Source organism: Pseudomonas sp. S8 (genome assembly GCF_050473925.1).
Classification (GTDB): Bacteria; Pseudomonadota; Gammaproteobacteria; order Pseudomonadales; family Pseudomonadaceae; genus Aquipseudomonas; species Aquipseudomonas parakoreensis.
Window position 1 is genome coordinate 4373504 of sequence record NZ_JBFDVZ010000016.1, and the last position, 23495, is coordinate 4396998.

Here is a 23495-nt window from a genome sequence, read left to right on the forward strand (position 1 = left end):
ACCCCTTGGTCTTTAACATTCGCCACTTTCCCATAGGCTTTGGGGGAGGAGTCGTCAGGCCGGATAAAAAAGTCTGACAGGACAATCGGCGAAGTCATTGTTGTAGTTATTTGTTACCAATCTGTGCCAATTGCTCGGCAATTTCAACACCGCAAACCGTGACCGGTCAGTTCTCGTCAGCGTAGCCCTATTTATTCTTGTCGGGCGGTTCCCGGATTCGCAAAGGATGTGTTTAGAATGGCCCTCGTCGCCATCTCCCCGGATTCGCCGGGGGTGTTGCGCAACAGGGTGAAACCAGCCACTAAAACAAGAACGAAGACGAGCTCAGGACGAAGGACGAGCAGCGGTGATCCCGACTCGATTCAGCGCCTGGCCGTCATAGCGTGAAACTGCCGGGATGGTGGTGTCACCGTGGGATGCCATGAATTTCATTCTTTACTCGGACGTCAATGACCGCTCCATCAGCCAGAGTCTGGGGCGTCCGGAATACAGCTATTACTTCGTGCTCAAGGCCTACCGTCCTGTGCTGGAAAGCCTTGGACAGGTGCACGTTGTGTCGTCGGCGGCCGAAGTCGACCCGTTGTATCGGCAATTGCAACTGGCCGGTCAGGACTGCCTTTTTCTTTCGTTTGCGCCGCCGCATAAGACCCCGACCGACCTGCAGTGCCCCGTGGTCTGCGTGATCGCGTGGGAGTACGACTCGATCCCGGATGCCCCTCGCGATGACGATACGCGGCACGACTGGAGCCGGCTGCTGGCCAGCCATGGTCGGGCGATCACACTGTCCAGTCACACCGCACAAGCCATTCGCCGGACCATGGGCGAAGATTTCCCGGTCCTGGTATTGCCGACACCTTTGTGGGAAGGCTTCGCCGGGGTGCGCCGGCAGTTCCCGCCTGCCGCGGTGAACCCGGGCGCGGTGTTGCAGATCAAGGGCTGCATCATCGACAGCCGCACGCTCGGTTTGTCCGCCGATGGGCTGATCGCACCCGCCGTCGATGTGCAGGAGCCGCAGCCCGACGCGGTGGTTACGCCCGAAGCCGCGCCATTACCGCCACTGACCTTGCGCCGACGTGCGTTCATCACCAAACACTACCTGCGCGAAAGTTATCGCGCCGCCGCGACCCCGACTGACCACGGGCCGCTGTTTTTGCTCAAGCACAATCTGTTGCTGTGGTATCGCGAAGCCGTTCGCGACTTGCTGCCGCTCGCCCTGCGCCGCCAGCTCTTCCGGTTGCGTAGCCCGGCCCCCGAGCCGTTGCCGCCGGCCGTCATCGTCGAAACACCGCCGGTGGTCGAGCATCCGCAGGCCAGCCTGCCCGACACCAGTGCCACGGTACAGACCGAGGTCAGCGGTGTGGTCTATGTGAGCGTGTTCAACCCTGAAGATGGACGCAAGAACTGGCATCACCTGATCACGGCGTTCTGCTGGGCCATGCGCGATGTCGAAGATGCCACGCTGGTGCTGAAGATGACGCAGAACGAGCTGGCGACTTACTACGTACACCTGATCACCTTGTTGTCGCAGCTGTCGCCCTTCGCCTGCCGGGTGGTGGTCATGCACGGCTATCTGGAGGACGAAGAATTCGCCAGGCTCTACGGTGCTGCCAGTTTCTACGTCAACGCGTCCCGCTGCGAAGGTTTGTGCCTGCCACTGATGGAATTCATGTCCTGCGCTCGTCCGGTGATCGCGCCGGACCACACGGCAATGCACGACTACATCGACGAGCGCGTCGGCTTCATCGTCAAGTCCAGCCGTGAGCCGACGATCTGGCCGGATGACGTGCGGATCCTCTACCGCACCCTGCGCCATCGTCCGGATTGGGGCTCGTTGAAAATCGCCTACGAAAACAGTTACGCCATGGCCAAAAACGATCCGGTGGCTTATCAGGCCATGGCCCTGGCGGCCAATGAGCGCATGCGCGAGTACTGCAGTTTTGCCCCGGTGCAGCAGCGTCTGGCGCAGTTTTTTCAACTGACGCCGAGTGCAAGCCCACAGCTGATCGCCGAGGCGGGGACTGCATCATGCTGATCATCATTCATTCGGAAACCAACAAGAGCAACATCCAGCAGAACCTCGGCCGGCCCGAGTACAGCTATTACTTCGTGCTCAAGGAATTCCGCCCGGTGCTGGAGCGCCTCGGGCAAGTCATTGAAGTGAGCAACCCGGACGAACTGGTTGATCGCCTGTACTTCGATTGTCTGAGCCGTGGCGAAGCGTGCGTGTTCCTGTCGTTCTCGCCGCCGCATCGCACACCGATTCATTACGCCTGCCCGATCATCCCGGTATTTGCCTGGGAATTCAGCACTATCCCCACCGAGAGCTGGCAGGGCGAGCCACGTCACGACTGGCGCGTGGTGTTGAACGCCTGCGGCATGGCGATTACCCATTCGAGTTTCACGGTGAACGCGGTCTGCGACGTGATGGGCGCGGACTATCCGATCTGCGCGATACCCGCGCCAGTCTGGGACCGTTTTGCCGCACGCGGTGCGCAGTTGCGCAAGCAGCCTGTGGTCGAAGCGGTGCAGTTGAAGTTGCGTGGCCTGTTGCTCGACAGCCGCACGGTGGATCTGCGCGCGTACGGTCCGCCGGGGTTGTGCGAAGGCACGCCAATGTCGTTTGCCGGGCCACCGCAGGACTGCCAGCTGCAACTGGACGGCGTGGTCTACACCTCGGTGTTCAACCCTTACGACGGGCGCAAGAACTGGCAGGACATGATCAGTGCCTTCTGCACCACGTTCCGTGACGTCGCCGATGCCACCCTGGTGCTGAAGCTCACGCACCATGACATCGCCAATGCCCTGAATGACATGCTGCATCACCTGTACAAGAACCAGTCCTACCAGTGCCGGATCGTGCTGATCCACGGTTATCTGGCGGACGCCGATTACGAAGCGCTGGTGCAGGCCACCAGCTATGTGGTCAACAGCTCCTATGGCGAAGGGCAGTGCCTGCCGCTGATGGAGTTCATGTCCTGCGGCAAACCGGCGATCGCCCCGCTGAACACGGCGATGGCCGACTACGTCGACAGCGACAACGCGTTCATCGTTGATTCCACCGACGAGCTTACGGCGTGGCCCCACGACCCACGTGCGGCTTACCGTACCTTGCGCTACATGACCGATTGGGACTCGCTGTGCGCTGCGTACCGCGACAGTTATGAGGTGGCAAAAAACGACGTTGAACGCTATGCGCGAATGTCCGGGCATGCCGTTCACAACCTGCAGAAGTTCTGCAGTCAGGCGAGTGCAGAAGAACGCCTGCGGAGGTTTTTTGCGCAGCGCGCGCAGGCCCTCAAGCCGTTGTCCGTGGAAGCCTCGGGCGCATGATCCGGCGTCTGCTCGCACGCTTGCTCCCGGCTCCGTCGCCTGCTGCACCTGCACCTGAGCCAAGCGCGCAGGTCTCGCCACGGGATGTGGGGTTGCATGACGCGATTCTCGACGGCTGGTTTTTGCCGGGCAGCGGCGAGTTGCTCAAGGGCTTCGCGATCACGGCTGACGACACCTTGCTCGACGTCGGTTGCGGTGAGGGCGTGGCGACGCTGTTCGCTGTGCGGCAGGGCGCCTCGGTAATTTTCACCGACAGCGAACATGACAAGGTTCGCGATCTGGCCCGGCAGGTTGAGGCGCAGAGCACCAAGCCGAATCTGGGGCTGGTCAGCAACAGCCTGCCATTGCCGCTGGCCGCTGGTTGCGCGAGCAAAGTGGTGTGCATGGAAGTGCTGGAGCACATCGATCAGCCGGAACCGTTCATGGCCGAACTGGTGCGCATGGGCCGCCCCGGTGCGCAGTATCTGCTGAGCGTGCCGGCGCCGGTGGGCGAGCACCTGCAACAAGGCATCGCCCCGGCCAGTTATTACCAGACGCCCAACCATGTGCAGATTTTCACCGAGCAGCGCTTTGCCGAACTGGTGGAGAACGCCGGGCTGGTGATCGAGCATCGGCAGGCCAGCGGCTTCTTCTGGGTGATGGGCATGATCTTCTTCTGGGCCAGCGAACGCGCTGCCGGCCGGGACCTCGGTGGCGCGGTACGCGACCGGATTCAGGCGCCGTACCCGCCGTTGATGGAAAGCTGGGCACGGACCTGGCAAGACCTGCTGGCGCAGCCCGACGGTTTGGCGATCAAGCAGATGCTCGACCGCTTCATGCCCAAGAGCCAGGTGATCATTGCCCGCAAACCGCTGGCTGGCGAAACCTGCATCGAGGGCCAGCCATGAGCGCCAGGCGGATCATGGACATCGAGGTGCTGCGCGCCATCGCCGTGCTCGGCGTGCTGTTCCATCACTTGCAGGGCAGCCTGTTCACCGACACGGTGCCGCTGCTGGAAAACATTCACGCCTGGGCGCAACCTTGGTGGGGCGTTGATCTGTTTTTCGCGATCTCCGGCTTCGTCATCGCGCGCAGCCTGATCCCCGCGCTGCAAGGCTGCACGACGCGTCAGGAGTGCTGGCAGCAGACGCGCAATTTCTGGCTGCGCCGGGTGTTTCGCCTGTTGCCGTCGGCCTGGTTGTGGCTGGCGCTGATCCTGCTGGCGTGTGTGTTTCTCAACCGCTCCGGGGCCTTTGGCAGCTTGCACGCCAACCTGCAGGCGACGCTGGCGGGGGTGTTGCAGTACGCCAATTTCCGATTTGCCGACAGCTTTTTTCATTACGAATACGGCAGCAGTTTTGTCTACTGGAGCCTGGCGCTGGAGGAGCAGTTCTACCTGCTGTTCCCGCTGCTGATTGTGCTGTGCCGCAAGCATCTGGTCTGGGCCTTGCTGGCGCTGGTGGCGGTGCAACTGTTCACCCTGCGCACGCCGTTGCTGATGGTGGTGCGCACTGATGCCCTGGCGCTCGGCGTGCTGCTGGCGCTGTGGAGCGCGCAACCTTCTTACCAGCGCTGGCAGCCGACGTTTCTGCGGCGACCGTGGGCTGGCGTGTCAGTGTTGATCGGCGTGGCGCTGCTGATGAGTTTCATGGCCACCGACCGTTTCACTTTCGCGCCTTATCGCATCGGCTCGATTGCCGTGCTCGGCGCGTTGCTGGTGTGGATTGCTTCGTACAACCGCGATTACCTGCTGCCGGCGGGCCATTTGCAGCGGCTGATGGCGTGGATCGGCAGTCGTTCCTACGGCATTTACCTGATTCATATCCCGGCCTATCTGCTAGTGCGGGAGCTGATCTTCCGTTTGCAGGCTGCCGGTTTACCGAGCCCGGCCGGGCACCCGATTCTCACCTTGCTGATCGCCTTCGGCCTGATCGTGCTGCTCAGCGAGCTGAACTACCGCTTCATCGAAATGCCGATGCGTAATCGCGGTGCCGCCCTGGTACGGCGCCTCGACACGTCCCGAACTGCCGTTTCAACCCCCGGAGCCACCTCATGCTGAGCCTATTGAAAAAACTCACGGCGGCGGCGCCTGCACCGGCCCCCGCGCAACCTGTCGCCCCGGTGGCGGACAAGGTCGATCCGTACATGCTCGGCCTCTACGATGCCAAGCTCAGCGGCTGGTTCAACCAGGAGACCGGCGAGCTGTTCAAGGGCTTCCCGGTGACCGCCAATGACACCTTGCTCGATGTCGGCTGTGGTGACGGCGGCAACGTGCATTTTTGCGGCATGCGCGGGGCGAAGATCATCATCGCCGACATCGACGGCGCCAAGGTCGAGGCCACCCGCCAACGCCTGAGCGATACCCCGGCGCGCAGCGTCGAGTGCCACGTCACTGACTGTAATCCGTTGCCGATCGCCGACGGCACCGCTACCCGTGTGGTCTCCACCGAAGTCATCGAGCACGTCGACGACCCGGCGCAGTTTCTCGCCGAGCTGGTGCGGGTCGGCCAGTCCGGTGCGCTGTACCTGCTGAGCGTGCCGCACCCAAGCTCGGAAGACTTGCAGAAGGACATTGCGGCGCCGGAGTATTTCCAGAAGCCCAACCACATTCGCATCATCAGTGAAGATCAGTTCAAGACGCTGGTCAGCGACGCCGGGCTGGAGATCATCAGCCACAGCCAGTACGGTTTTTACTGGTCGATGTGGATGCTGTTGTTCTGGGAAGCCAAGGTCGATTTCAGCAACCCGGATCACCCGTTGCTCGAGCATTGGGCCAACACCTGGCAAGCGGTGCTCGATTCGCCCCGGGGTGCGCAGATCAAGCAGGCGCTGGACGCGGTCGTGGCGAAGAGTCAGGTAATCATTGCCCGCAAGCCTTGAGTCGCTCCTCCAGGGATTTGTGTACCCTGCATTTTTGTATCGGCAGGGAATAAGCATTTCATGCGGTTCGGCTTTTCGATTTTGATCGCGGCAACGCTGCTGCTCGCTGCTTGCGAGCGGCAGGATGCCCCCGCCCTCGATCAACAACTTTATATCTGGCAACGTCAATGGACGCCGGCCCATGACGCCGCCCTGCGCGAAAGCCGCGAGAGCTTCTCGACACTGCGCGTGCTGGCCTTGCAGGCATTCCCCAATGACGGCTGGCATCGGGCGCAAATTGATGCGCCGTTGCTCAAGCACGATGGCCGACCGCTGATTGCGGTGGTTCGTCTCGACGGTCAGCTCAAGGCGCTCGATCAGCAACAGGTGAGCGCACAGATCCTTCAGATGCTGGCTGACTGGCAAGCGCAGGGCCTGACGGTGAGCGGGGTCGAGATCGATCACGACGCCGGTAATGCGCGTCTGCCGGCGTATAGCGAATTTCTTGTGCGTCTGCGTGGCGCATTGCCGGCCAACTTGCCGCTGAGCATCACTGCGTTGCCGGCGTGGCTCGACAGTTCGCAACTGCCGGCACTGCTGGCCAGCGTCGACAGCAGTGTGCTGCAGGTGCACGCGGTCAGCGATCCGCGTCGTGGTCTGTTCGACCCCGAGCAGGCGCGGCGCTGGGCCAAGGCCTGGGGGCGGGTGAGCGACAAACCGTTTTATCTGGCGCTGCCGGCCTACGGCGTGGCGCTGTTGCCGGATGCCGATGGCGTTCCAGTGGTGGAAAGTGAAGTGCCACTTGAGCGCGGCGGCCAGCGGCGCGAATTGCTCGCCGATCCGCAACAACTGAGCCGACTGGCCACTGACATGCGCGAGGATCGTCCGGAACATCTGGCCGGGTTGATCTGGTTTCGTCTGCCGCTGGCCAATGATCGTCGCGCCTGGAGCCTCAGTACGCTGCGCGCTGTGGCCCGTGGCGATACGTTGAGCAGCCGGCTCGGTCTGACGTTCAGCGACCACGATGGCCTGCAGGACATCGCCCTGCGCAATGTCGGTAACCTCGACAGTGCCTGGCCCACGCGCATCACCGTCAAGGCCAGCGCTTGCGAGGGCGCCGATGCGCTCGCCGGTTACGCGTTGCAACAAAGCGCGGATCTGCTTACCTTCACCCGCCTGCGCGACGGTCGTCTGCCGGCGGGCGGACAACGTGCCATCGGTTGGGCGCGCTGTGCATTTATTGATCAAGGAGGTTCGCATGTTGACCCGTAACTGGCCCCGCCATCTGCTCTGCCTGAGCCTCAGCCTGCCGCTGGGTTCGGTGCTGGCCTGCGGCCCGGACTTTCCGATGCGCCTGCTCGACAATCGTGGGCAAAGCCTGGCCGAGCTGCCGGAGGGCAACTTCAACTTTGAGATCAGCCGCCTGGGCAAGACCATTGCCGGGCTGAAGAATGTCACGGCGGCGACGCACAATCCCGACGATATGTACGGCGACGAAAGCGAGCCTGCGGCGCTTCGCGAAAAAGCCGAACAGGTGGGTCTGAGCGCCGAGCAACAGGCGCTGGTCAAGCAACTGCGCGGCCTGACCGACGCGCGTCAGGTCGAGGCGCAGGGCGCCAGTCTGCCGGCGGAAATCCGCTTGTACGTGGCCGGCGCGGTGGCGTTTGCCACTGGCGATCATCCGCTGGCGATCGAATACTTCAACAAAGTGCTGGCGCTGCCGGCCGATCAGCGTCCGCTGCGCAGCACTTGGGCGGCGTACTCCCTGGGCCGCGCCTGGTTTGCCATGAGTGCCGAGGCGGGCGATGTCATTGAAGTGCTGGAGGACGCACGCGCAGCCTTCCGTCAGGCCCGACAACTGAGCATCGATGGCTTCAGCGATCCGCTGGAACTCGGTGTCGCCAGTCTCGGTGAGGAGGCGCGAGTGCTGCGCAACGCCGGTGACTGGAACGGCGCCATCGAACTGTACGAAGCGCAGAACCTGCACGGCTCGGCCGTGGGTTATACCTCGCTGAAACAACTGATGAATGAGCTGGCCGAACTGCCCGAGCCGCAACTGGCCAAGTTGCTGGAGCGCAAGGCTGTGCAGCAATTGGTTACCGCCTCGTTGATCAGCCGGATGGGCTGGTCGTTCGACGAACAACCGCCGAACGAGAAGAAGCTGATCAAGCTGCTGCAGGACAGCACCCGTGGCAGCCTGGAAAACGCCGATCGACTGGCGGCCATGAACTATCAACAAGGTGATTACGCCAGCGCCAAAGCCTTCCTTGAAAATGCCGGTGATGGCGGATTGGCGTGGTGGTTGCGGGCCAAGCTGGCGGTGCGTGACGGTGATAAAAATGCCGCGGCTGCCGCCTATGCCAAAGCTGCGCAGGCTTTCCCGCAGAGCGAGGATTGGGGCTACCGGCGCACCCCGGACTGGGACTTTGAAACCGTCCAGCCGAAATGCCGGGTCGAAGGCGAGAGCGCGATTCTCGCGCTCCAACGTGGCGAATACCTGCAAGCGTTCGTGCAGTTGTATCGCAGCAACAGCATCTACTGGTTCGACGCGGCGACGGTGGCCGAGCGCGTGCTGACGGTCGATGAGCTCAAGCGCTATGTCGATGACAACGTGCCGGCGCCGCCGGCGCTGACCCAGCAGCAGCGCGACAACTATGTGCCGCTGCCGGTCGCCGCCAGCCTGCGCAATCTGCTGGGACGGCGCTTGCTGCGTGAAGGGCATTACGAGGAAGCGGTCGGCTATTTCGACAATCCCGACCTGCAGCACAAGGCCCGGCTCTACGGCGAACAACGGATGAAGGCCGACGCTGCGTGGTGGCCGACCAAACGCGCCAGCGCCTTGTACAACGCGGCGTGGACCGCGCGTGAATGGGGCATGGACATTCTCGGTTACGAGATGGCGCCGGATTACGCCACGTTTGGCGGCAATTACAGTCTGGAAAGCACCGAGCTGAAAGTCGGGCCGCTGGTGGCCGAGGCTGAAGTCCAGCGCCAGAAGGCCAGCCAGGCGCAACCGGACGAGCGTTATCACTACCGTTTTGTCGCTACCGCGCTGGCCAGCCGGGCTGCCGACAACTTGCCGCACACCAGTCAGGCGTTTGCTGCGGTGTTGTGCAATGCCGCCGGTTTCAACAGCAGCCTTGAAGAGCAGAGCGCGTTGTATCGACGCTACGTCAACGAAGGCCCATACGTGCCTTGGGCGGTGGACTTCGGCAATCAATGCCCGTACCCGGATTTCGAAAACGCCGACAAGCGTTACGTCAGCCAGGTTACCGATGCCGTACGCAATACGTTGCGCCCGTATAAATGGCCGGTGGTCGGTGTCCTGGTGCTGTTTAGTGCGGGCGCCTTGGTGTTGCTCAGTCGTCGGCGCAAGGCACGCAAGCCCTAAGCCTGCTGGATAAACGTCAGGCGCACGGCAAAGCCGATCAACAGGCTGCCGAACAGCCATTGCTGAACGCGTTGGGCGGTTGGATTGTGTTGCAGCCAACGGCCCAGCGCCGCGCCGGTCAGGGCATAGGCGCTGTCGAACAGCAGCCCGACGCCCACCAGCAACACGCCTAGGGTGGCAAATTGGGTCAGTACCGCTGCGCCGTCATTGACGATGAATTGCGGCAACAGCACCGAGCAGAACAGCAACGCCTTGGGGTTGAGCAGATTGGTCAGCAGGCCACGGCGAATCGCCTCGCGCCATTGTCCTTGGGTATGTGTCACGGCAGCCGTATTCAGGTTCGGCAGCAAGCTGCTGCGCAGGCATTGAATGCCGATCCACAGCAGGTACGCCGCCCCGGCCAGGCGCACCATATCAAACGTCCACGGCGCCGCCTTGAACAGCGCGGCCAGACCCAATGCCGCCAATCCCACGTGACAGCCTCGGGCGATCGCCAAGCCAACGGCGGTTGCCAGCGCCGCACCGCGACCCTGACGGGCACCGGTTTGCAGCAACAGGATCATGTCCGGGCCGGGCAACAGGAAGACCACCGCCAATGCCAGAAAAAACAGCCAGATACTTGTCATGTCGCAGCCCTTTCGTTATCGATTCGGTGAGCAAAGTCTATGGCGCAAGGGCGGGGCAGGTGCTTGCGAAGTCAGCTTCAAAAACCCTTGGGATTGGCATAACCTGCTTTCTTTTTGCGCCTTGACCAGCAGGATCTGCCAAACATGAAACTCGACGCTTTTGATCGCAAGATTCTCGCTGCCTTGCAGCGCAACGGACGGCTGAGCAATGTCGAGCTGGCGGACGAGATCGGCCTGTCGGCGTCACCTTGCTTGCGCCGGGTGCGGATGCTGGAGGAGGCCGGGGTGATTCGTGGCTACCAGGCCAACCTCGATCGCGATGAAGTGGGACTGGGGCTGACGGTGTTTGTCGGGGTCAAGGTCGAGCGCCACAACGATGAGCAGGCCGAAGCCTTTTACGCGGCAGTCACCGCCCTGCCGGAGGTGATCTCGGCGTTTCTGGTGTCCGGGGAATCGGACTTTCTGTTGCAAGTGGTGGTGCCGGACCTGCGCGCGTATGACCGCTTTCTCAGCGGCTGCCTGCTGAAGCTGCCGGGGGTGAGTGACATTCGCAGCAACTTTGCGATTCACACGGTGAAGACGCCGGGGGCGTTGCCGTTGGGGCATCTGCCGCGGTAGAGCGGGTTGCTCCCACATTCGACCGCAATCCTCCAGCAGGAACACGGTCAACTGTGGGAGCTGGCTTGCCAGCGATAGCGGTGTGTCAGCGACCGCAACGGTTAAAGGACTGACGCCATCGCTGGCAAGCCAGCTCCCACAGGGTTCGGGTGACCATCTACATCTGCGTCGCCATCCCCTCGACATTCATCGCCGCCTGACGCAGCGCCTCGGAGCGAGTCGGGTGCGGATGGCAGGTCAGCGCGATGTCTTCGGCCGAGGCGCTGAACTCCATGGCCACGCAATATTCTCCAATCATTTCGCTGACGCTCGGGCCGACCAGGTGCACACCGAGGATTTCGTCTGTGCGTTCGTCGGCGAGGACTTTGGCAAAGCCTTCGGTTTCGTGATTGATCTTCGCCCGACTGTTGGCGGTGAACGGGAATTTGCCGACTTTGTAGGCGCGTCCTTCGGCCTTCAGTTGCTCTTCGGTCTTGCCGACGCTGGCCAGTTCCGGCCGGGTGTAGATGACGTTGGGAATCAAGTCGTAATTGACCTCGCCGGCCTTGCCGACGATCTGTTCGACACAGGCCATCGCTTCGTCTTCAGCCTTGTGCGCGAGCATCGGCCCGGACGTTACGTCGCCGATTACCCAGACGCCATTGGCTTCGGTGCGGTGCTGGCGATTGGCGAGCATGCCGCGCTTGTCGGTGCTCAGGCCGACGTTCTCCAGGCCCAGGCCTTTGGTGTACGGACGCCGGCCGATCGCGACCAGTACGTAGTCGGCTTCCAGTAACTCGGCGCTGCCGCCCGCTGCAGGTTCGACGCTGAGCTGCACACCGTTGGCCGAGGTCGTGGCGCGGGTGACTTTCGAGCTCAATTTGAAGCTGATGCCTTGCTTGCTCAGCGAACGCTGCAGGGTTTTGCCGGCCTCGGCATCGACGCCCGGACAGATGCGGTCGAGGTATTCGACCACGGTCACCTGGGCGCCGAGACGCCGCCAGACCGAGCCCAGCTCCAGGCCGATCACTCCGGCACCGATGACTACCAGATGCTTGGGCACTTCGCTCAGCGACAGCGCGCCGGTGGAGTCCAGGATGCGCTGATTGTCGATCTCGACGCCGGGCAGGGGCGTGGGTTCGGAGCCGGTGGCAATGATGATGTCCTTGGCGCTCAGTTCGGTCTTGTTGCCTTGATCGTCGGTCACCGTGACTTTGCCCGGACCCTCGATGTGGCCCCAGCCTTTGATCCAGTCGACCTTGTTCTTGCGAAACAGAAACTCGATGCCTTTGGTCAGGCCGCTCACGCTGTCGTCTTTCTGTTTCATCATTTGTGCGAGGTTGAGCGTGGGTTTGACCTCGATGCCGAGGTTGGCGAACTCCGCACCCATGGCCGCGTCGTACAGCTCCGAAGCATGCAGCAAGGCCTTGGACGGCATGCAACCGACGTTCAGGCAGGTGCCGCCGAGGGTGGCGCGGCCTTCCACACACGCGGCTTTCAGGCCCAACTGGCCGGCGCGGATCGCCGCGTTATAACCACCGGGGCCGCCGCCCAGAATGACCACGTCGTAGTGACTCATGCTCTTGCTCCTCGTTGGGGATGCGGATCGCTAAAAGTAGTAGGCGATTAAAATTACGAACGTAATATGTGCATTTCCGGACATTTCGGTCAAGGCTTCAGGCAAGCGACAGGTTGCGCATCTTTAGATAGGCGTATTTGTGTACGAATATTTCACGCTTTTCGTTATATCGTAACGATAAGACCGGTGAATCAATGGCTTTGGGGTGATATGCAAGTCGATCTGGATGTCGATGGCACGCAAGTGACCGGGTTGCCGCGCTTTCAACAAGCGGCTGCGCAGGGGCGACGATTGCGCCGCCTGGCCTTCGGCCTCGGCGGATTGGCCGGGGCAGGGTGGGTGCTGGCGTTGTTTGTCGAGCTGTTTGCCGCGCAATCGATCTGGCCGGCCTTGCTGGTGAATCTGGGCGCGGCGTTGCTGGTGCTGGTCGCCGCACTGCAGTCGGCGTGGTGGGTGACTCAATGGCGCGCACGGGTCATGCACCCCGTGGCGCAGCAACCGCTGAACGAGGTCGAGCAAACCGCTCCTGACGGCTGGTACGAACGGGTGCTGGAGCGATTGAGTCAGCGCGGTCTGCACCTGCTCGGTCAGATTGGCGTGGCCACGTTGTGGCTGGGCGGCTGGTCAGTGCTGATTGTGCTGGCCATCGGGCAGGTGTGGAATCTGACGTTGCCTGCCGCTGCAGTCGGGTTATCGGCCACGGTGGGCGCCGCGCTGATGTTGCTGTTGGGTTTCGGCTTGCTGGTGCTGGAGCGGCAACTGGCTCAGGAAAACCCCGCGCAATGGCCGGAAGCCGGGTCCCTTGCGCAACTTGCGCGGGTGGCGATCATCAGTCTGGTACTGGGGGCGTTGTGCCTGCTGTTCGCCAGCGAGGCTTCGGTGTGGCCCGTGCGCCTCGCGGTATTGATCGGGATCTTGCCGGGATTGATCGCGATCGAGTTGCTATTGCGCGCAGTTCTGTCGGTATTCAGCCCTCGATGCGAGCAGCTGGAACCGACCCTGCTAGCGCGCAGTTTTGTTGCCGATATGCTGCGTTGGCCACCACAGCCGTTACTCGCTTTGCAGCACGAATTGCACAACCGTTTCGGCATCGATTTGCGCCAGATCTGGGCGTTCAGCTATATGCGCCGCGCTTTTCTGCCGGTGCTGGCGCTGGTCGCCGCCGTCGGTTGGCTGCTGACCGGGATCCACGAAATCCCGCTGCAAGGGCGCGGTATCTACGAGCGCTTCGGCAAACCGGTACAAGTCTTTGGCCCTGGCTTGCACGCCGGTTTGCCGTGGCCACTGGGCCGTGTATTGAGCGTCGAGAACGGTGTGGTGCACGAATTGGCAACCAGCGTCGGCGATGCTCCGGCGCCAACCCAGGCTGAGCCTGCCGAAGGCCCGGCGCCGTTGACCGCCAACCGCTTGTGGGATGCCAGCCACGTTAACGACAAATCCCAAGTGATCGCCAGCAGCCGTGGCGATCAGCAGAGCTTTCAGATCGTCAACATGGACGTGCGCTTCGTTTATCGCATTGGTCTGAGTGATCAGGATGCTTTGGCCGCGACTTACAACAATGCCGATGTGCCGACGCTGATTCGCAGCACCGCGAGCCGGATTCTGGTGCACGACTTTGCCTCGCGTACCCTCGACGGTCTGCTCGGTGCTGACCGGGTTGGGCTGGGCGAAGAAATCGGTCGCGCGGTGCAAGGCGATCTGCAGAAGCTCAACAGCGGCGTGGAAATTCTCGCCACCGTGGTCGAAGCGATTCACCCGCCAGCCGGCGCCGCCAATGCTTATCACGGTGTGCAAGCGGCACAGATCGGCGCGCAGGCGTTGATCTCCCGTGAGCGCGGCGCTGCGGCTGAAGCCAGTAACCAGGCGTTGTTGCAGGCCAGCCTTGCCCGTGATCAGGCCAGTGCCAGCGCTCGCGAAATCAACGCCACGGCGCAGGCGGCAGACCTGAAGTTCAGCGCTGAACAGAAAGCTTATGCCAGCGCTGGTCAGGCATTCGTGCTGGAGCAATACCTCAGCCAACTTAGCCACGGTCTGAGCAAAGCCAAACTGTTGGTACTCGACCACCGATTAGGCGGCAGCAGCAATGCGCCGACCATCGACCTGCGTACGTTCACGCTGCCGGCTGATCCGACGCCCGCGCGCACCACCGCTCAACCAGGAGTTGCCCCTTGAGCCAGTCGCACACTCACGATTCCCATGATCACAGCGGCCACGATCACGGCCACGCCGGGCATCACCATCATCATGGGCATCATTACCATCACCACGGTGCGCCGGAGGACGCGGGACCGTTCCCTTGGCGGCGGATGGGCTGGGCGCTGTTGCTGGTGGCGTTTGCCATTGCGGCGGCGAGCCTGGTGCAAGTGCGCTCGGGTGAAGCCACGGTCATCACCCGTTTCGGCAATCCTTCACGGGTGCTGCTTGAACCCGGTTTGAGCTGGCGCTGGCCGGCGCCGTTCGAAGCGGCGATCCCGGTGGATCTGCGCCTGCGCACCACCTCCAGCGGTTTGCAGGATGTCGGCACTCGCGACGGTTTGCGCATCATCGTTCAGGCCTACGTGGCGTGGCAGGTGCAGGGCGATCCGGACAACGTGCAGCGTTTCATGCGCGCGGTGCAGAACCAGCCGGACGAAGCGGCGCGGCAGATTCGTACCTTTGTCGGCTCGGCGCTGGAAACCACCGCCAGCAGTTTCGACCTGGCGGATCTGGTGAATACTGATGCCGGCAAAGTGCGTATTGCCGATTTCGAGGCGCAACTGCGTCAGCAGATCGACCAGCAGTTGCTGGCCACTTACGGTGTGCGCGTGGTGCAGGTGGGCATCGAACGCCTGACCTTGCCTTCGGTCACGCTCACCGCCACGGTCGATCGGATGCGCGCGGAGCGTGAAACAATTGCCACCGAACGCACCGCCATCGGTAAGCGGGAAGCTGCACAAATTCGTTCTGCTGCCGAGCGCGATGCACGAATTGTTCAGGCTGACGCGACAGTTAAAGCCGCAGAAATCGAAGCGCAATCCCGAGTCGAAGCGGCGCAAATTTATGGCCGTGCCTACGCTGGGTCGCCGCAGTTGTACAACCTGCTGCGTTCGCTGGACACCTTGGGCACTATCGTCACGCCGGACACCAAGCTAATCCTGCGTACCGACGCCGCGCCATTCCGCGTGCTGGTGGACGGCCCGCCGAATGTCGAAAACAAATCCGGATCGCAGCCATGAGTGATGAAGTTCCACGTGGAACACATTCGCTGAGCAGTCCGTGGATTCAGGCCGGACGTTTGGCGTTTTTTGCCTTGTACGCGGTCACGGTGTTGGCCGCGTTGGCGTGGGCGTTTTCCAATGTGCGGCAGATCGATCCGCAGAATCGCGCCGTGGTTCTGCACTTTGGCGCACTGGAACGCATCCAGAATGCCGGGCTGTTACTGGCTTGGCCACAGCCGTTCGAGCAGGTGGTTTTACTACCGGCAGCGGATCGGGTGATCGAGCGTCGAGTGGAAAACCTGCTGCGCAGCAGTGAGGCGATCAAGGCTGATCGTGTAGCGACTTTCGCCACACCGCTAAGCGATGCATTGGCCGGTTCCGGTTACTTGCTGACGGGGGACGCCGGCGTGGTGCAACTGGATGTGAGGGTGTTTTACAAAGTGACCGACCCTTACGACTTCGTCCTGCAGGGTGATCATGTGCTGCCGGCGCTGGATCGGCTGGTCACCCGCAGCGCTGTGGCTTTGACTGCTGCCCGGGATCTGGACACGATTCTCGTCGCCCGTCCGGAGTTGATCGGTGCTGATAACCAGGCCGCCGAAAGACGTGAGCGTCTGCGCGGTGATCTGGTGCAAGGCATCAACAAGCGCTTGGCTGAGTTGAAGGCGAGCGGGCAGGGCATCGGCATTGAAGTGGCGCGGGTAGACGTGCAGTCGAGTCTGCCGGACCCTGCGGTCAGCGCTTTCAATGCGGTTCTGACCGCCAGCCAGCAAGCCGACAAAGCCGTTGCCAACGCACGCACCGAAGCAGAAAAACTTACCCAGACCGCCAACGAACAAGCCGACCGCATCCTGCAAGTGGCCCACGCGCAGGCCGGCGAACGGTTGGCAAAAGCCGCTGCCGATACCGCCACGGTGCTGAGCCTGGCCAAGGCGCAACAACAGGGTACCGACCCGCAGATGCTCCTGCGGCTGTACCGTGAACGCATGCCGAAGATTCTTGGCCAGGCCGGTTCGGTGACCACGGTCGATCCGAAAGACGATTCCCGCCTGATCATTCAGGGAGCCAGCAAATGACTGCGACCACTGCCGCACCGAGCCTGTTGTCCTCGGCCGAACAGCGCCGCGCCGCACGGCAATTGACCCTGGCGATGGTCGCCCTTGGCTTGCTCGGCCTCGGTCTGCTCTGGCGCTGGCTGTTACCGGAGCAAACCGGTGTCAGTCAGTTGCTGCTGGGTTTCGCTTCTTTATTGGTGGCGGTGCCGGTGATGCGCTCGGCGTGGTACAGCCTGCGCTATCCAAGCCTGCACGGCATCACCGATCAATTGATCGCCCTGGCGATGCTCGGTGCGTGGGCGACCGGCGATCTGCTGACCGCCGCGTTGCTGCCGATCATCATGATCTTCGGCCACGTGCTGGAAGAGCGCAGCGTGATCGGCTCGCAGGAAGCGATTCACGCCCTCGGCCAGTTGACCCGCAGCCACGCGCGCAAGATTCAGACCGATGGCTCGATCATCGAAGTCGATAACGGCACGCTGAAGCCCGGCGACACGGTAGAGGTGCGCGCCGGAGATCGGGTGCCAGCGGATGGTCGAGTGTTGTTCGGCCAGGCCAGCCTCGACACGGCGTCGATTACCGGTGAGTCGGTTCCGGTGGAAACGGCGGTAGGCATGACGGTGTTTGGCGGCGCGATCAACCTCGACGGCTTGCTGCGCATCGAGGTGACCCGTATCGGCGATCAATCGACGCTGGGCAAGGTCATCGCGCTGATGCAGAACGCCGAGCGCTCGAAGCCGCCCATCACGCGCCTGCTTGAGCGCTATGCCGGTAGCTACATGGTGCTGGTGTTGCTGCTGGGGGCGGTGACCTGGTTTGTCACCCATGACGCGCAGGCGATGCTCGCGGTGCTGGTGGCGGCATGTCCCTGCGCTTTGGTGCTGTCGGCACCGGCCACGGCGATTGCCGGCGTGGCGGTGGCGGCGCGCCACGGCATTCTGATTCGCAGTTCGGCGTTCCTTGAGGAGTTGGCAGATCTCACTTCACTGGTGGTCGACAAAACCGGCACGCTGACTTACGGCACCTTGCGTTTGCAATCGATCAGCAGCCCACGGCTGGATCAGGCCTCGGTAATGGCACTGGCCGCCAGCCTCGGGGCGGCCAGCAGCCACCCGGTCAGCCGCGCGTTGGCTGGGCTGGTCAGTCAGGAACAGAGCCTGCCGCTGACTGATATTCATGAGCGTCAGGGTCTTGGTGTAGTCGCCACGACCGCCCAAGGCGAGGCGGCTTTGGGCCGGCCCGAGTTGTTCGCGCAACTGGGCATCGTCACCACCACCGTTCCCGAGCACGACGGGCCGATTGCCGGATTGGCACTGAACGGCGAATTTGTCGCCTGGCTGTTGCTGGCCGACAGCGTCAAACCGGAAGCTCGCTTTGCCCTCAGCGAATTGCGCGAGCTCGGTCTGGGTCGCCAGTTGCTGCTGACCGGCGACCGCCTGAGTGTCGCGCAGACGCTGGCCCGCGAGGTCGGCCTGCAAGAGCTGGAAGCGCAGGCGCTGCCCGAGGACAAACTCAACCGCGTACTGAAGGAAATCGACAACGGATTTCGGCCGATGGTGGTGGGCGACGGCATCAATGATTCGCTGGCGCTGAAGGCTGGTGTGGTCGGTGTCGCAATGGGCGCGGGCGGCGCTGACATCGCACTGGCCTCGGCGGATATCGTCTTGATCGGCAGTGATCTGCGCCGCCTCGGAACCTGTGTGCGGCTCAGCCGCCAATGCCGACGAACCTTGCAGGTTAACGTGATCATCGGTCTGGGCTGGACCTTGGCGATTGTCATCTTTGCTGCATTTGGCTGGCTCGGCGCGGCCGGGGCGATGATCGCCGCGCTGCTGCACAACCTGAGCACGTTGCTGGTGTTGGGCAATGCCGGACGGCTGCTGCGGTTTCAGGAGCCATTGCTCAAGCTCAAGGACGGTCATTGAAATGAGTGGCAGCGAACTGTGCGCCGAATAGGCAGTCATCTATATAGAAGGCGCACACGTCATTGCCGGTTTCCGTGTCGAAAACACGGGTTGCATTCCGGCCTGCTGGCGCGTCTGAAACGATAGTCTCGGCTAATTAAATCGATAGCCTGCTATTTTTCAAGGATGGTCTACCCTCAGATCTGACGTCTGAAACAAGGGGGGATTTTCCATGCTCGCGCAACTTCCACCGGCCTTACAGAATCTGCAGCTTCCGCTTCGCCTGCGACTCTGGGACGGCCATGAGTTCAATCTGGGGCCGACGCCCAGCGTCACCATCGTGGTCAAGGACCCGACGATGGTCACCCAGTTCACCCATCCAAGCCTCGACGCGCTGGGGGCGGCGTTTGTTGAAGGCAAGCTCGAACTGGAGGGCTCGATCAGCGAGGTCATCCGGGTCTGCGACGAATTGAGCAGCGCCTTGCTCGATGAAGATGAAGGCGCTCAGCCAGTGCGTGCAGTGCACGACAAGGAAACCGACGCCAAAGCCATTTCCTATCACTATGACCTGTCCAACGCGTTCTATCAGCTGTGGCTGGACAGCGACATGGCGTATTCCTGCGCGTATTTCGAAACGGGCAGCGAAACCCTGGAGCAGGCGCAGCAAGCCAAATTCCGCCATCTGTGTCGCAAGCTGCGTTTGCAGCCGGGCGATCACCTGCTGGATGTCGGTTGCGGCTGGGGTGGTCTGGCGCGTTACGCCGCACGTGAATTCGGCGCCAAAGTCTTCGGCATCACCCTGAGCAAGGAACAGCTGGAACTGGCCCGCGAGCGCGTCAAGGCCGAAGGCCTGGAAGACCAGATTGAACTGCAATTGCTCGACTACCGCGACCTGCCGCAGGACGGGCGTTTCGACAAGGTGGTCAGTGTCGGTATGTTCGAACACGTCGGCCACGCCAACCTCGCCGAATACTGCAAAGTCCTGTTTGGCGCGGTGAAGGAGGGCGGTCTGGTGATGAACCATGGCATCACCGCCAAGCACACCGACGGCCGCCCGGTGGGACGCGGTGCCGGCGACTTCATCGAGAAATACGTGTTCCCCAACGGCGAGTTGCCACACCTGGCGATGATCTCGGCCGAGATCAGCGAAGCCGGGCTGGAGATTGTCGATGTCGAAAGCCTGCGCCTGCATTACGCGCGCACGCTGGATCACTGGAGCGAGCGGCTGGAGGATAACCTCGAGGCCGCCGGGAAACTGGTGCCGGATCAGGCGCTGCGCATCTGGCGCCTGTATCTGGCCGGGTGTGCCTACGCGTTTGCCCGGGGCTGGATCAATCTGCATCAGATTCTGGCAGTGAAGGCTCATCCGGACGGCAGTCATGAACTGCCCTGGACCCGTGACGACATCTACAATCCTTGATGCCTGAACCATGCCCTCTCCCTTGGAGAGGGTGATGGGCTTCTAGAGAATCGGTGAAATAAGCCGGGCGATCCGCATGCCGAGCTGTTGCAGGCGGTGGATCTCCCGGCTTTCCTCTTTGGCAACTTCATAAGCCTGCTCGAAATCATCGTTGAGCATACGTTCCACGTGGGCGGCGAATTCGCTGTCGACGGTCAGTAGCATCACTTCGAAATTCAGCCGGAACGAACGGTTGTCCAGATTGGCGCTGCCGACGGCGCTGATTTCGCTGTCGATCAACACCACTTTCTGATGCAGGAACCCCGGTTCGTAGCGGAACACCCGCACGCCGGCGCGCACCGCTTCGAATGCATACAGGCTGGACGCGGCGTAGACGATGCGGTGATCGGGGCGCGATGGCAGCAGCAGGCGTACGTCGACGCCGCGCAGCACCGCCAGACGCAACGCGGCGAACACGGCTTCATCGGGAATGAAGTACGGGCTGGTGATCCACACCCGCTCGGTTGCGGCGTGGATCGCTTCGACGAAGAACAGCGAACAGGTTTCGTAGGCGTCGGCCGGTCCGCTGGCCAGCAACTGGCAGAGCACGCCGTCCTCCGGGTAAACGTCCGGCAGGATCAGCGGCGGCAATGTGCGCGCGGCCCAGAACCAATCCTCGGCAAATGACTCCTGCATGCAGGCCACTACCGGCCCGCGCACTTGCACATGGGTATCGCGCCATGGCGCCAACGGCGGCTTCTCGCCCATGTATTCATCGCCAACGTTGTGCCCGCCAACAAAGCCGAGCACGCCATCGACCACGACGATTTTGCGGTGGTTGCGGAAATTCACCTGGAAGCGATTGAGCCAGCCGCTACGTGTGGCGAAGGCTTTGACCTCGACACCGCCATCGCGCAACGCCTGTACATAACTGTGGGGCAGGGCGTGGCTGCCGATGCGGTCGTAGAGCAGATGAATCGCCACGCCTTCGGCAGCTTTCTTCAGCAACAGATCGCGCAGGCGCTGCCCGAGGCGGTCGTCATGGATGATGAAAAACTGGATCAGTACGGCTTCGCGCGCTTGATCAATGGCCTGGAAAATCGCCTCGAAGGTCGCGTGGCCATTCACCAGCAGTTGCACTTCGTTATTCGCCAGGCATGGCATCCGCCCCAGTTTGGGCATGGCCCGTAGCGAGGCATAGGCATTTGAGGCGCGGGCGGTGAGGGCTTCTTCGACCCACGGTCGCCAGTTCAACTCGGAAATTGCCTGACGCATCTGTTCGTTGGCCTGGCGCCGTGCCTTGATATAGCCGTCGAAGGTGCTGCGGCCGAAGACCAGATAAGGGATGAGTGTCAGGTAGGGAATGAAAATCAGCGACAATGCCCAGGCGATCGAGCCTTGGGCGGTGCGAACGGTCAGCACCGCGTGGATCGCGGCGATCAAGCCAAGGCTATGTATCAGGGCGATCAGATAGCCGAAAATGTGCGGTCCAAAATAATCCATGGGGCAGCCTTGCTCCTGAAGACTCAATGCGTAACAGACCATGTTCCGAGGCGAATGTCGCTATTTAATTGGTGCATGAACCGAAGCAATCGGCCGACGTCTAACGGCCACTACTGATCAGGAGTTTTTTCGATGAACGTTCGTCTGCTGGGTTTGGCGCTGGGCCTGGGTTTGGCAATACCGGTGGTTGCGCAGGCGCAAATGCTGCAGCCGGGGCTGTGGGAAATGACCTCGAGCAACGTCAAGGTCGATGACCAGCCCATGGATGTGCAATCGATCCTCGGCCAGTTGCAAGGCCAGATGACCCCGCAACAGCGCGCGGCGCTGGAGAAGAACGGGATCAACATCGGTGGCAAGGGCATTCGTGCCTGTCTGACGCCGCAGCAAGTGGCGACCAACGATATTCCGCTGGCCGATCCGCAGTCGGGCTGCAAACAGCAGATCACCGAGCGCACCGGCAATCAGTGGAAATTTCGCTTCAGCTGCCCGAAAGCGCAAGGCACGGGTGTCGCGACGTTCCTCAGTGATCGTGAGTTCACCACCGTGGCCAACGGCACGTTCAACGCCATCGGCATCAACCAGAAGGGCAGTCTGGAAACCCGTGCGGTGTGGTTGGGTCAGGATTGCGGCACTGTGAAGCCAAGAGCTTAAAAGCTTCGCGAGCAAGCCCGCTCCCACAGGGGAAGCGCACTTCCTGTGGGAGCGGGCTTGCTCGGGAAGACGTCCTGTCAGACGCCTGATCATTCAACGCATAAACCGCAGCGGCAGCCCCTGACAGCTTTCGTTGATGCGCTGCTCCCGCCATGCAATCTGCCCTGACACCAACGTGGTATTCACCCGATAGCGGAAAGTCTTGTCAGCAAACGGTGTCCATCCGCACTGCGACAGAATCGGTTGCCGCGACACCTCTATGGCCGCGGGCTCAACCAGCACCAGATCCGCCCAATACCCCTCACGCAAATAACCCCGATCCGGAATCGCAAACAGATCCGCCACGCGATGGCTGGTCTTCGCCACCAACGTGGTGATCGGCAGCACGCCATCGGCCACCAGTTCCAGCAGTGCCGGCAAGGCGTGTTGCACCAGCGGTAACCCGGACGGTGCTTCGGTGTAAGGACGCTGTTTTTCCGCCCAGGTATGCGGTGCATGATCGCTGCCGATCACATCCAGCCGATTGCCCAGCAGCGCCGCGCGCAAGGCATCGCGGTCGGCCTGGGTCTTGATCGCCGGGTTGCATTTGATCAGGTTGCCGAGGGTTGGATAGTCGCGGTCATCAAACAGTAGATGATGCAGGCAGACTTCAGCGCTGATGTGTTTCTGTGCGAGCGGCTTGTCCTCGAACAACTCGAGTTCGCGAGCGGTGGTCAGGTGCAAGACATGCAGACGGGTACCGTGACGTTTCGCCAGTTCCACTGCGAACGAAGAGGAGCGGTAGCAAGCCTCGGCATCGCGAATCAGTGCATGGATATTCGCTGGCAGGTGTTCGCCGAGGCGTTCACGCAGACGTGCTGCATTGGCCTCGATGCTTGGTGTGTGTTCGCAATGCGCCAGCAGAATCGTCGGCACTTCGGCGAATAAGCGTTCGAGAATCTTAGGATCATCCACCAGCATATTGCCAGTGGAGGCGCCCATGAACACTTTGACCCCGGCCACTTCGCAGGGGTTGAGCGCGGCCACGGTGTCGAGGTTGTCCTGACTGACACCGAAGTGAAATCCGTAGTTGGCCACGGAGTTGATCGCCGCCCGACGCTTTTTATCCGCCAGCGCTTCGAGGGTAAGCGTGGCCGGTTGGGTGTTGGGCATGTCCATGAAACTGGTGATGCCACCCGCCACCGCTGCGCGCGACTCGGAGTGAATACTGCCCTTGGCCGGCGCTCCCGGTTCGCGAAAATGCACCTGATCATCAATCATGCCCGGCAACAGCCATTGGCCATTGGCGTCGATCTCCACACGGGCATTTTCACCGTCGATGCGTCCCGCGATCTTGACGATGCGACCATGGCTGACCAACAGATCGCCGTCAAACTCGCGCCCTTCATTAACCAGTCTGGCGTTGCGAATCAGCACGCTGCTCAT

At 61.9% G+C, this 23495-nt stretch carries 18 protein-coding genes; 14 read left to right on the forward strand and 4 right to left on the reverse strand.

Annotated elements, in window-relative coordinates; genetic code table 11:
• Window positions 1–421: 421 nt before the first annotated feature.
• From AB1J88_RS20835 to AB1J88_RS20865, 7 genes are read left to right on the forward strand one after another with little or no spacing between them, the layout of a single operon-like run.
• Window positions 422–2032 (forward strand): glycosyltransferase, encoded by a 1611-nt coding sequence (locus AB1J88_RS20835; protein WP_430291874.1) that lies wholly within the window; start codon window positions 422–424, stop codon window positions 2030–2032.
• Complete coding sequence (locus tag AB1J88_RS20840; protein WP_430291875.1) at window positions 2026–3330, forward strand: glycosyltransferase; 1305 nt, start codon at window positions 2026–2028, stop codon at window positions 3328–3330. Before AB1J88_RS20835 ends, AB1J88_RS20840 begins: the two co-directional genes overlap by 7 nt.
• On the forward strand, window positions 3327–4217 hold the full coding sequence (locus tag AB1J88_RS20845; RefSeq protein WP_430291876.1) for a class I SAM-dependent methyltransferase: 891 nt from the start codon (window positions 3327–3329) through the stop codon (window positions 4215–4217). Before AB1J88_RS20840 ends, AB1J88_RS20845 begins: the two co-directional genes overlap by 4 nt.
• Complete coding sequence (locus AB1J88_RS20850; protein ID WP_430291877.1) at window positions 4214–5368, forward strand: acyltransferase family protein; 1155 nt, start codon at window positions 4214–4216, stop codon at window positions 5366–5368. Before AB1J88_RS20845 ends, AB1J88_RS20850 begins: the two co-directional genes overlap by 4 nt.
• Window positions 5362–6189, forward strand: coding sequence for a class I SAM-dependent methyltransferase (locus tag AB1J88_RS20855; RefSeq protein ID WP_430291878.1), 828 nt, complete (start codon window positions 5362–5364; stop codon window positions 6187–6189). The genes AB1J88_RS20850 and AB1J88_RS20855 overlap by 7 nt, the downstream gene beginning before the upstream one ends.
• A 60-nt stretch (window positions 6190–6249) precedes the next feature.
• The gene (locus AB1J88_RS20860) at window positions 6250–7440 is read left to right on the forward strand and encodes a DUF3142 domain-containing protein (RefSeq protein ID WP_430291879.1); all 1191 of its coding nucleotides are present in this window, start codon (window positions 6250–6252) and stop codon (window positions 7438–7440) included.
• A complete protein-coding gene (locus tag AB1J88_RS20865; RefSeq protein WP_430291880.1) occupies window positions 7427–9559 on the forward strand; it encodes a hypothetical protein in 2133 nt (710 codons plus the stop codon). Before AB1J88_RS20860 ends, AB1J88_RS20865 begins: the two co-directional genes overlap by 14 nt.
• Here the strand turns inward: AB1J88_RS20865 and AB1J88_RS20870 are convergent.
• The gene (locus AB1J88_RS20870) at window positions 9556–10185 is read right to left on the reverse strand and encodes a LysE family translocator (protein ID WP_430291881.1); all 630 of its coding nucleotides are present in this window, start codon (window positions 10183–10185) and stop codon (window positions 9556–9558) included. The two genes, AB1J88_RS20865 and AB1J88_RS20870, sit on opposite strands and share 4 nt — an antisense overlap.
• Before the next feature lie 144 nt (window positions 10186–10329).
• Between AB1J88_RS20870 and AB1J88_RS20875 the strand changes: the two genes are divergently transcribed.
• Entirely contained in the window at window positions 10330–10803 is a 474-nt protein-coding gene (locus tag AB1J88_RS20875) for an Lrp/AsnC family transcriptional regulator (protein WP_041073817.1), read from the forward strand.
• Between the two features lie 157 nt (window positions 10804–10960).
• Here AB1J88_RS20875 and lpdA read toward each other — a convergent pair whose 3' ends face one another.
• Complete coding sequence (gene lpdA, locus AB1J88_RS20880; protein ID WP_222017522.1) at window positions 10961–12361, reverse strand: dihydrolipoyl dehydrogenase; 1401 nt, start codon at window positions 12359–12361, stop codon at window positions 10961–10963.
• A 210-nt stretch (window positions 12362–12571) separates the two neighbouring features.
• Between lpdA and hflK (AB1J88_RS20885) the strand changes: the two genes are divergently transcribed.
• The 5 genes from hflK (AB1J88_RS20885) to cfaB all read left to right on the forward strand — a co-directional run bounded on the left by hflK (AB1J88_RS20885) (window position 12572) and on the right by cfaB (window position 19937).
• Entirely contained in the window at window positions 12572–14533 is a 1962-nt protein-coding gene (gene hflK / locus AB1J88_RS20885; RefSeq protein ID WP_430292706.1) for a protease modulator HflK, read from the forward strand.
• Window positions 14530–15576, forward strand: coding sequence for a protease modulator HflC (gene hflC, locus AB1J88_RS20890; protein WP_430291882.1), 1047 nt, complete (start codon window positions 14530–14532; stop codon window positions 15574–15576). Before hflK (AB1J88_RS20885) ends, hflC begins: the two co-directional genes overlap by 4 nt.
• On the forward strand, window positions 15573–16634 hold the full coding sequence (gene hflK / locus AB1J88_RS20895) for a protease modulator HflK (RefSeq protein WP_430291883.1): 1062 nt from the start codon (window positions 15573–15575) through the stop codon (window positions 16632–16634). The genes hflC and hflK (AB1J88_RS20895) overlap by 4 nt, the downstream gene beginning before the upstream one ends.
• Entirely contained in the window at window positions 16631–18538 is a 1908-nt protein-coding gene (locus AB1J88_RS20900) for a heavy metal translocating P-type ATPase (RefSeq protein WP_430291884.1), read from the forward strand. Before hflK (AB1J88_RS20895) ends, AB1J88_RS20900 begins: the two co-directional genes overlap by 4 nt.
• A gap of 211 nt (window positions 18539–18749) precedes the next feature.
• Window positions 18750–19937, forward strand: a complete 1188-nt coding sequence (cfaB, locus tag AB1J88_RS20905) for a C17 cyclopropane fatty acid synthase CfaB (protein WP_430291885.1) — start codon at window positions 18750–18752, stop codon at window positions 19935–19937.
• A gap of 42 nt (window positions 19938–19979) precedes the next feature.
• On the opposite strand, the gene cls is transcribed toward cfaB, so the two are convergent.
• Window positions 19980–21419, reverse strand: coding sequence for a cardiolipin synthase (cls, locus tag AB1J88_RS20910; RefSeq protein ID WP_430291886.1), 1440 nt, complete (start codon window positions 21417–21419; stop codon window positions 19980–19982).
• Between the two features lie 132 nt (window positions 21420–21551).
• On the opposite strand from cls, the gene AB1J88_RS20915 reads away from it, so the two are divergent.
• Complete coding sequence (locus AB1J88_RS20915; RefSeq protein ID WP_198759167.1) at window positions 21552–22070, forward strand: DUF3617 domain-containing protein; 519 nt, start codon at window positions 21552–21554, stop codon at window positions 22068–22070.
• Window positions 22071–22163: 93 nt separating this feature from the next.
• Here the strand turns inward: AB1J88_RS20915 and AB1J88_RS20920 are convergent, their stop codons facing one another.
• Window positions 22164–23495, reverse strand: a complete 1332-nt coding sequence (locus tag AB1J88_RS20920; protein ID WP_430291887.1) for a dihydroorotase — start codon at window positions 23493–23495, stop codon at window positions 22164–22166.

Bases quoted from the DNA above. Each gene is read 5' to 3' on its own strand.
- AB1J88_RS20835 (WP_430291874.1), top strand. From the start codon at position 422: ATGAATTTCATTCTTTACTCGGACGTCAATGACCGCTCCATCAGCCAG.
- AB1J88_RS20840 (WP_430291875.1), top strand. From the start codon at position 2,026: ATGCTGATCATCATTCATTCGGAAACCAACAAGAGCAACATCCAGCAG.
- AB1J88_RS20845 (WP_430291876.1), top strand. From the start codon at position 3,327: ATGATCCGGCGTCTGCTCGCACGCTTGCTCCCGGCTCCGTCGCCTGCT.
- AB1J88_RS20850 (WP_430291877.1), top strand. From the start codon at position 4,214: ATGAGCGCCAGGCGGATCATGGACATCGAGGTGCTGCGCGCCATCGCC.
- AB1J88_RS20855 (WP_430291878.1), top strand. From the start codon at position 5,362: ATGCTGAGCCTATTGAAAAAACTCACGGCGGCGGCGCCTGCACCGGCC.
- AB1J88_RS20860 (WP_430291879.1), top strand. From the start codon at position 6,250: ATGCGGTTCGGCTTTTCGATTTTGATCGCGGCAACGCTGCTGCTCGCT.
- AB1J88_RS20865 (WP_430291880.1), top strand. From the start codon at position 7,427: ATGTTGACCCGTAACTGGCCCCGCCATCTGCTCTGCCTGAGCCTCAGC.
- AB1J88_RS20870 (WP_430291881.1), bottom strand. From the start codon at position 10,185: ATGACAAGTATCTGGCTGTTTTTTCTGGCATTGGCGGTGGTCTTCCTG.
- AB1J88_RS20875 (WP_041073817.1), top strand. From the start codon at position 10,330: ATGAAACTCGACGCTTTTGATCGCAAGATTCTCGCTGCCTTGCAGCGC.
- lpdA (WP_222017522.1), bottom strand. From the start codon at position 12,361: ATGAGTCACTACGACGTGGTCATTCTGGGCGGCGGCCCCGGTGGTTAT.
- hflK (WP_430292706.1), top strand. From the start codon at position 12,572: ATGCAAGTCGATCTGGATGTCGATGGCACGCAAGTGACCGGGTTGCCG.
- hflK (WP_430291883.1), top strand. From the start codon at position 15,573: ATGAGTGATGAAGTTCCACGTGGAACACATTCGCTGAGCAGTCCGTGG.
- AB1J88_RS20900 (WP_430291884.1), top strand. From the start codon at position 16,631: ATGACTGCGACCACTGCCGCACCGAGCCTGTTGTCCTCGGCCGAACAG.
- cfaB (WP_430291885.1), top strand. From the start codon at position 18,750: ATGCTCGCGCAACTTCCACCGGCCTTACAGAATCTGCAGCTTCCGCTT.
- cls (WP_430291886.1), bottom strand. From the start codon at position 21,419: ATGGATTATTTTGGACCGCACATTTTCGGCTATCTGATCGCCCTGATA.
- AB1J88_RS20915 (WP_198759167.1), top strand. From the start codon at position 21,552: ATGAACGTTCGTCTGCTGGGTTTGGCGCTGGGCCTGGGTTTGGCAATA.
- AB1J88_RS20920 (WP_430291887.1), bottom strand. From the start codon at position 23,495: ATGAGCAGCGTGCTGATTCGCAACGCCAGACTGGTTAATGAAGGGCGC.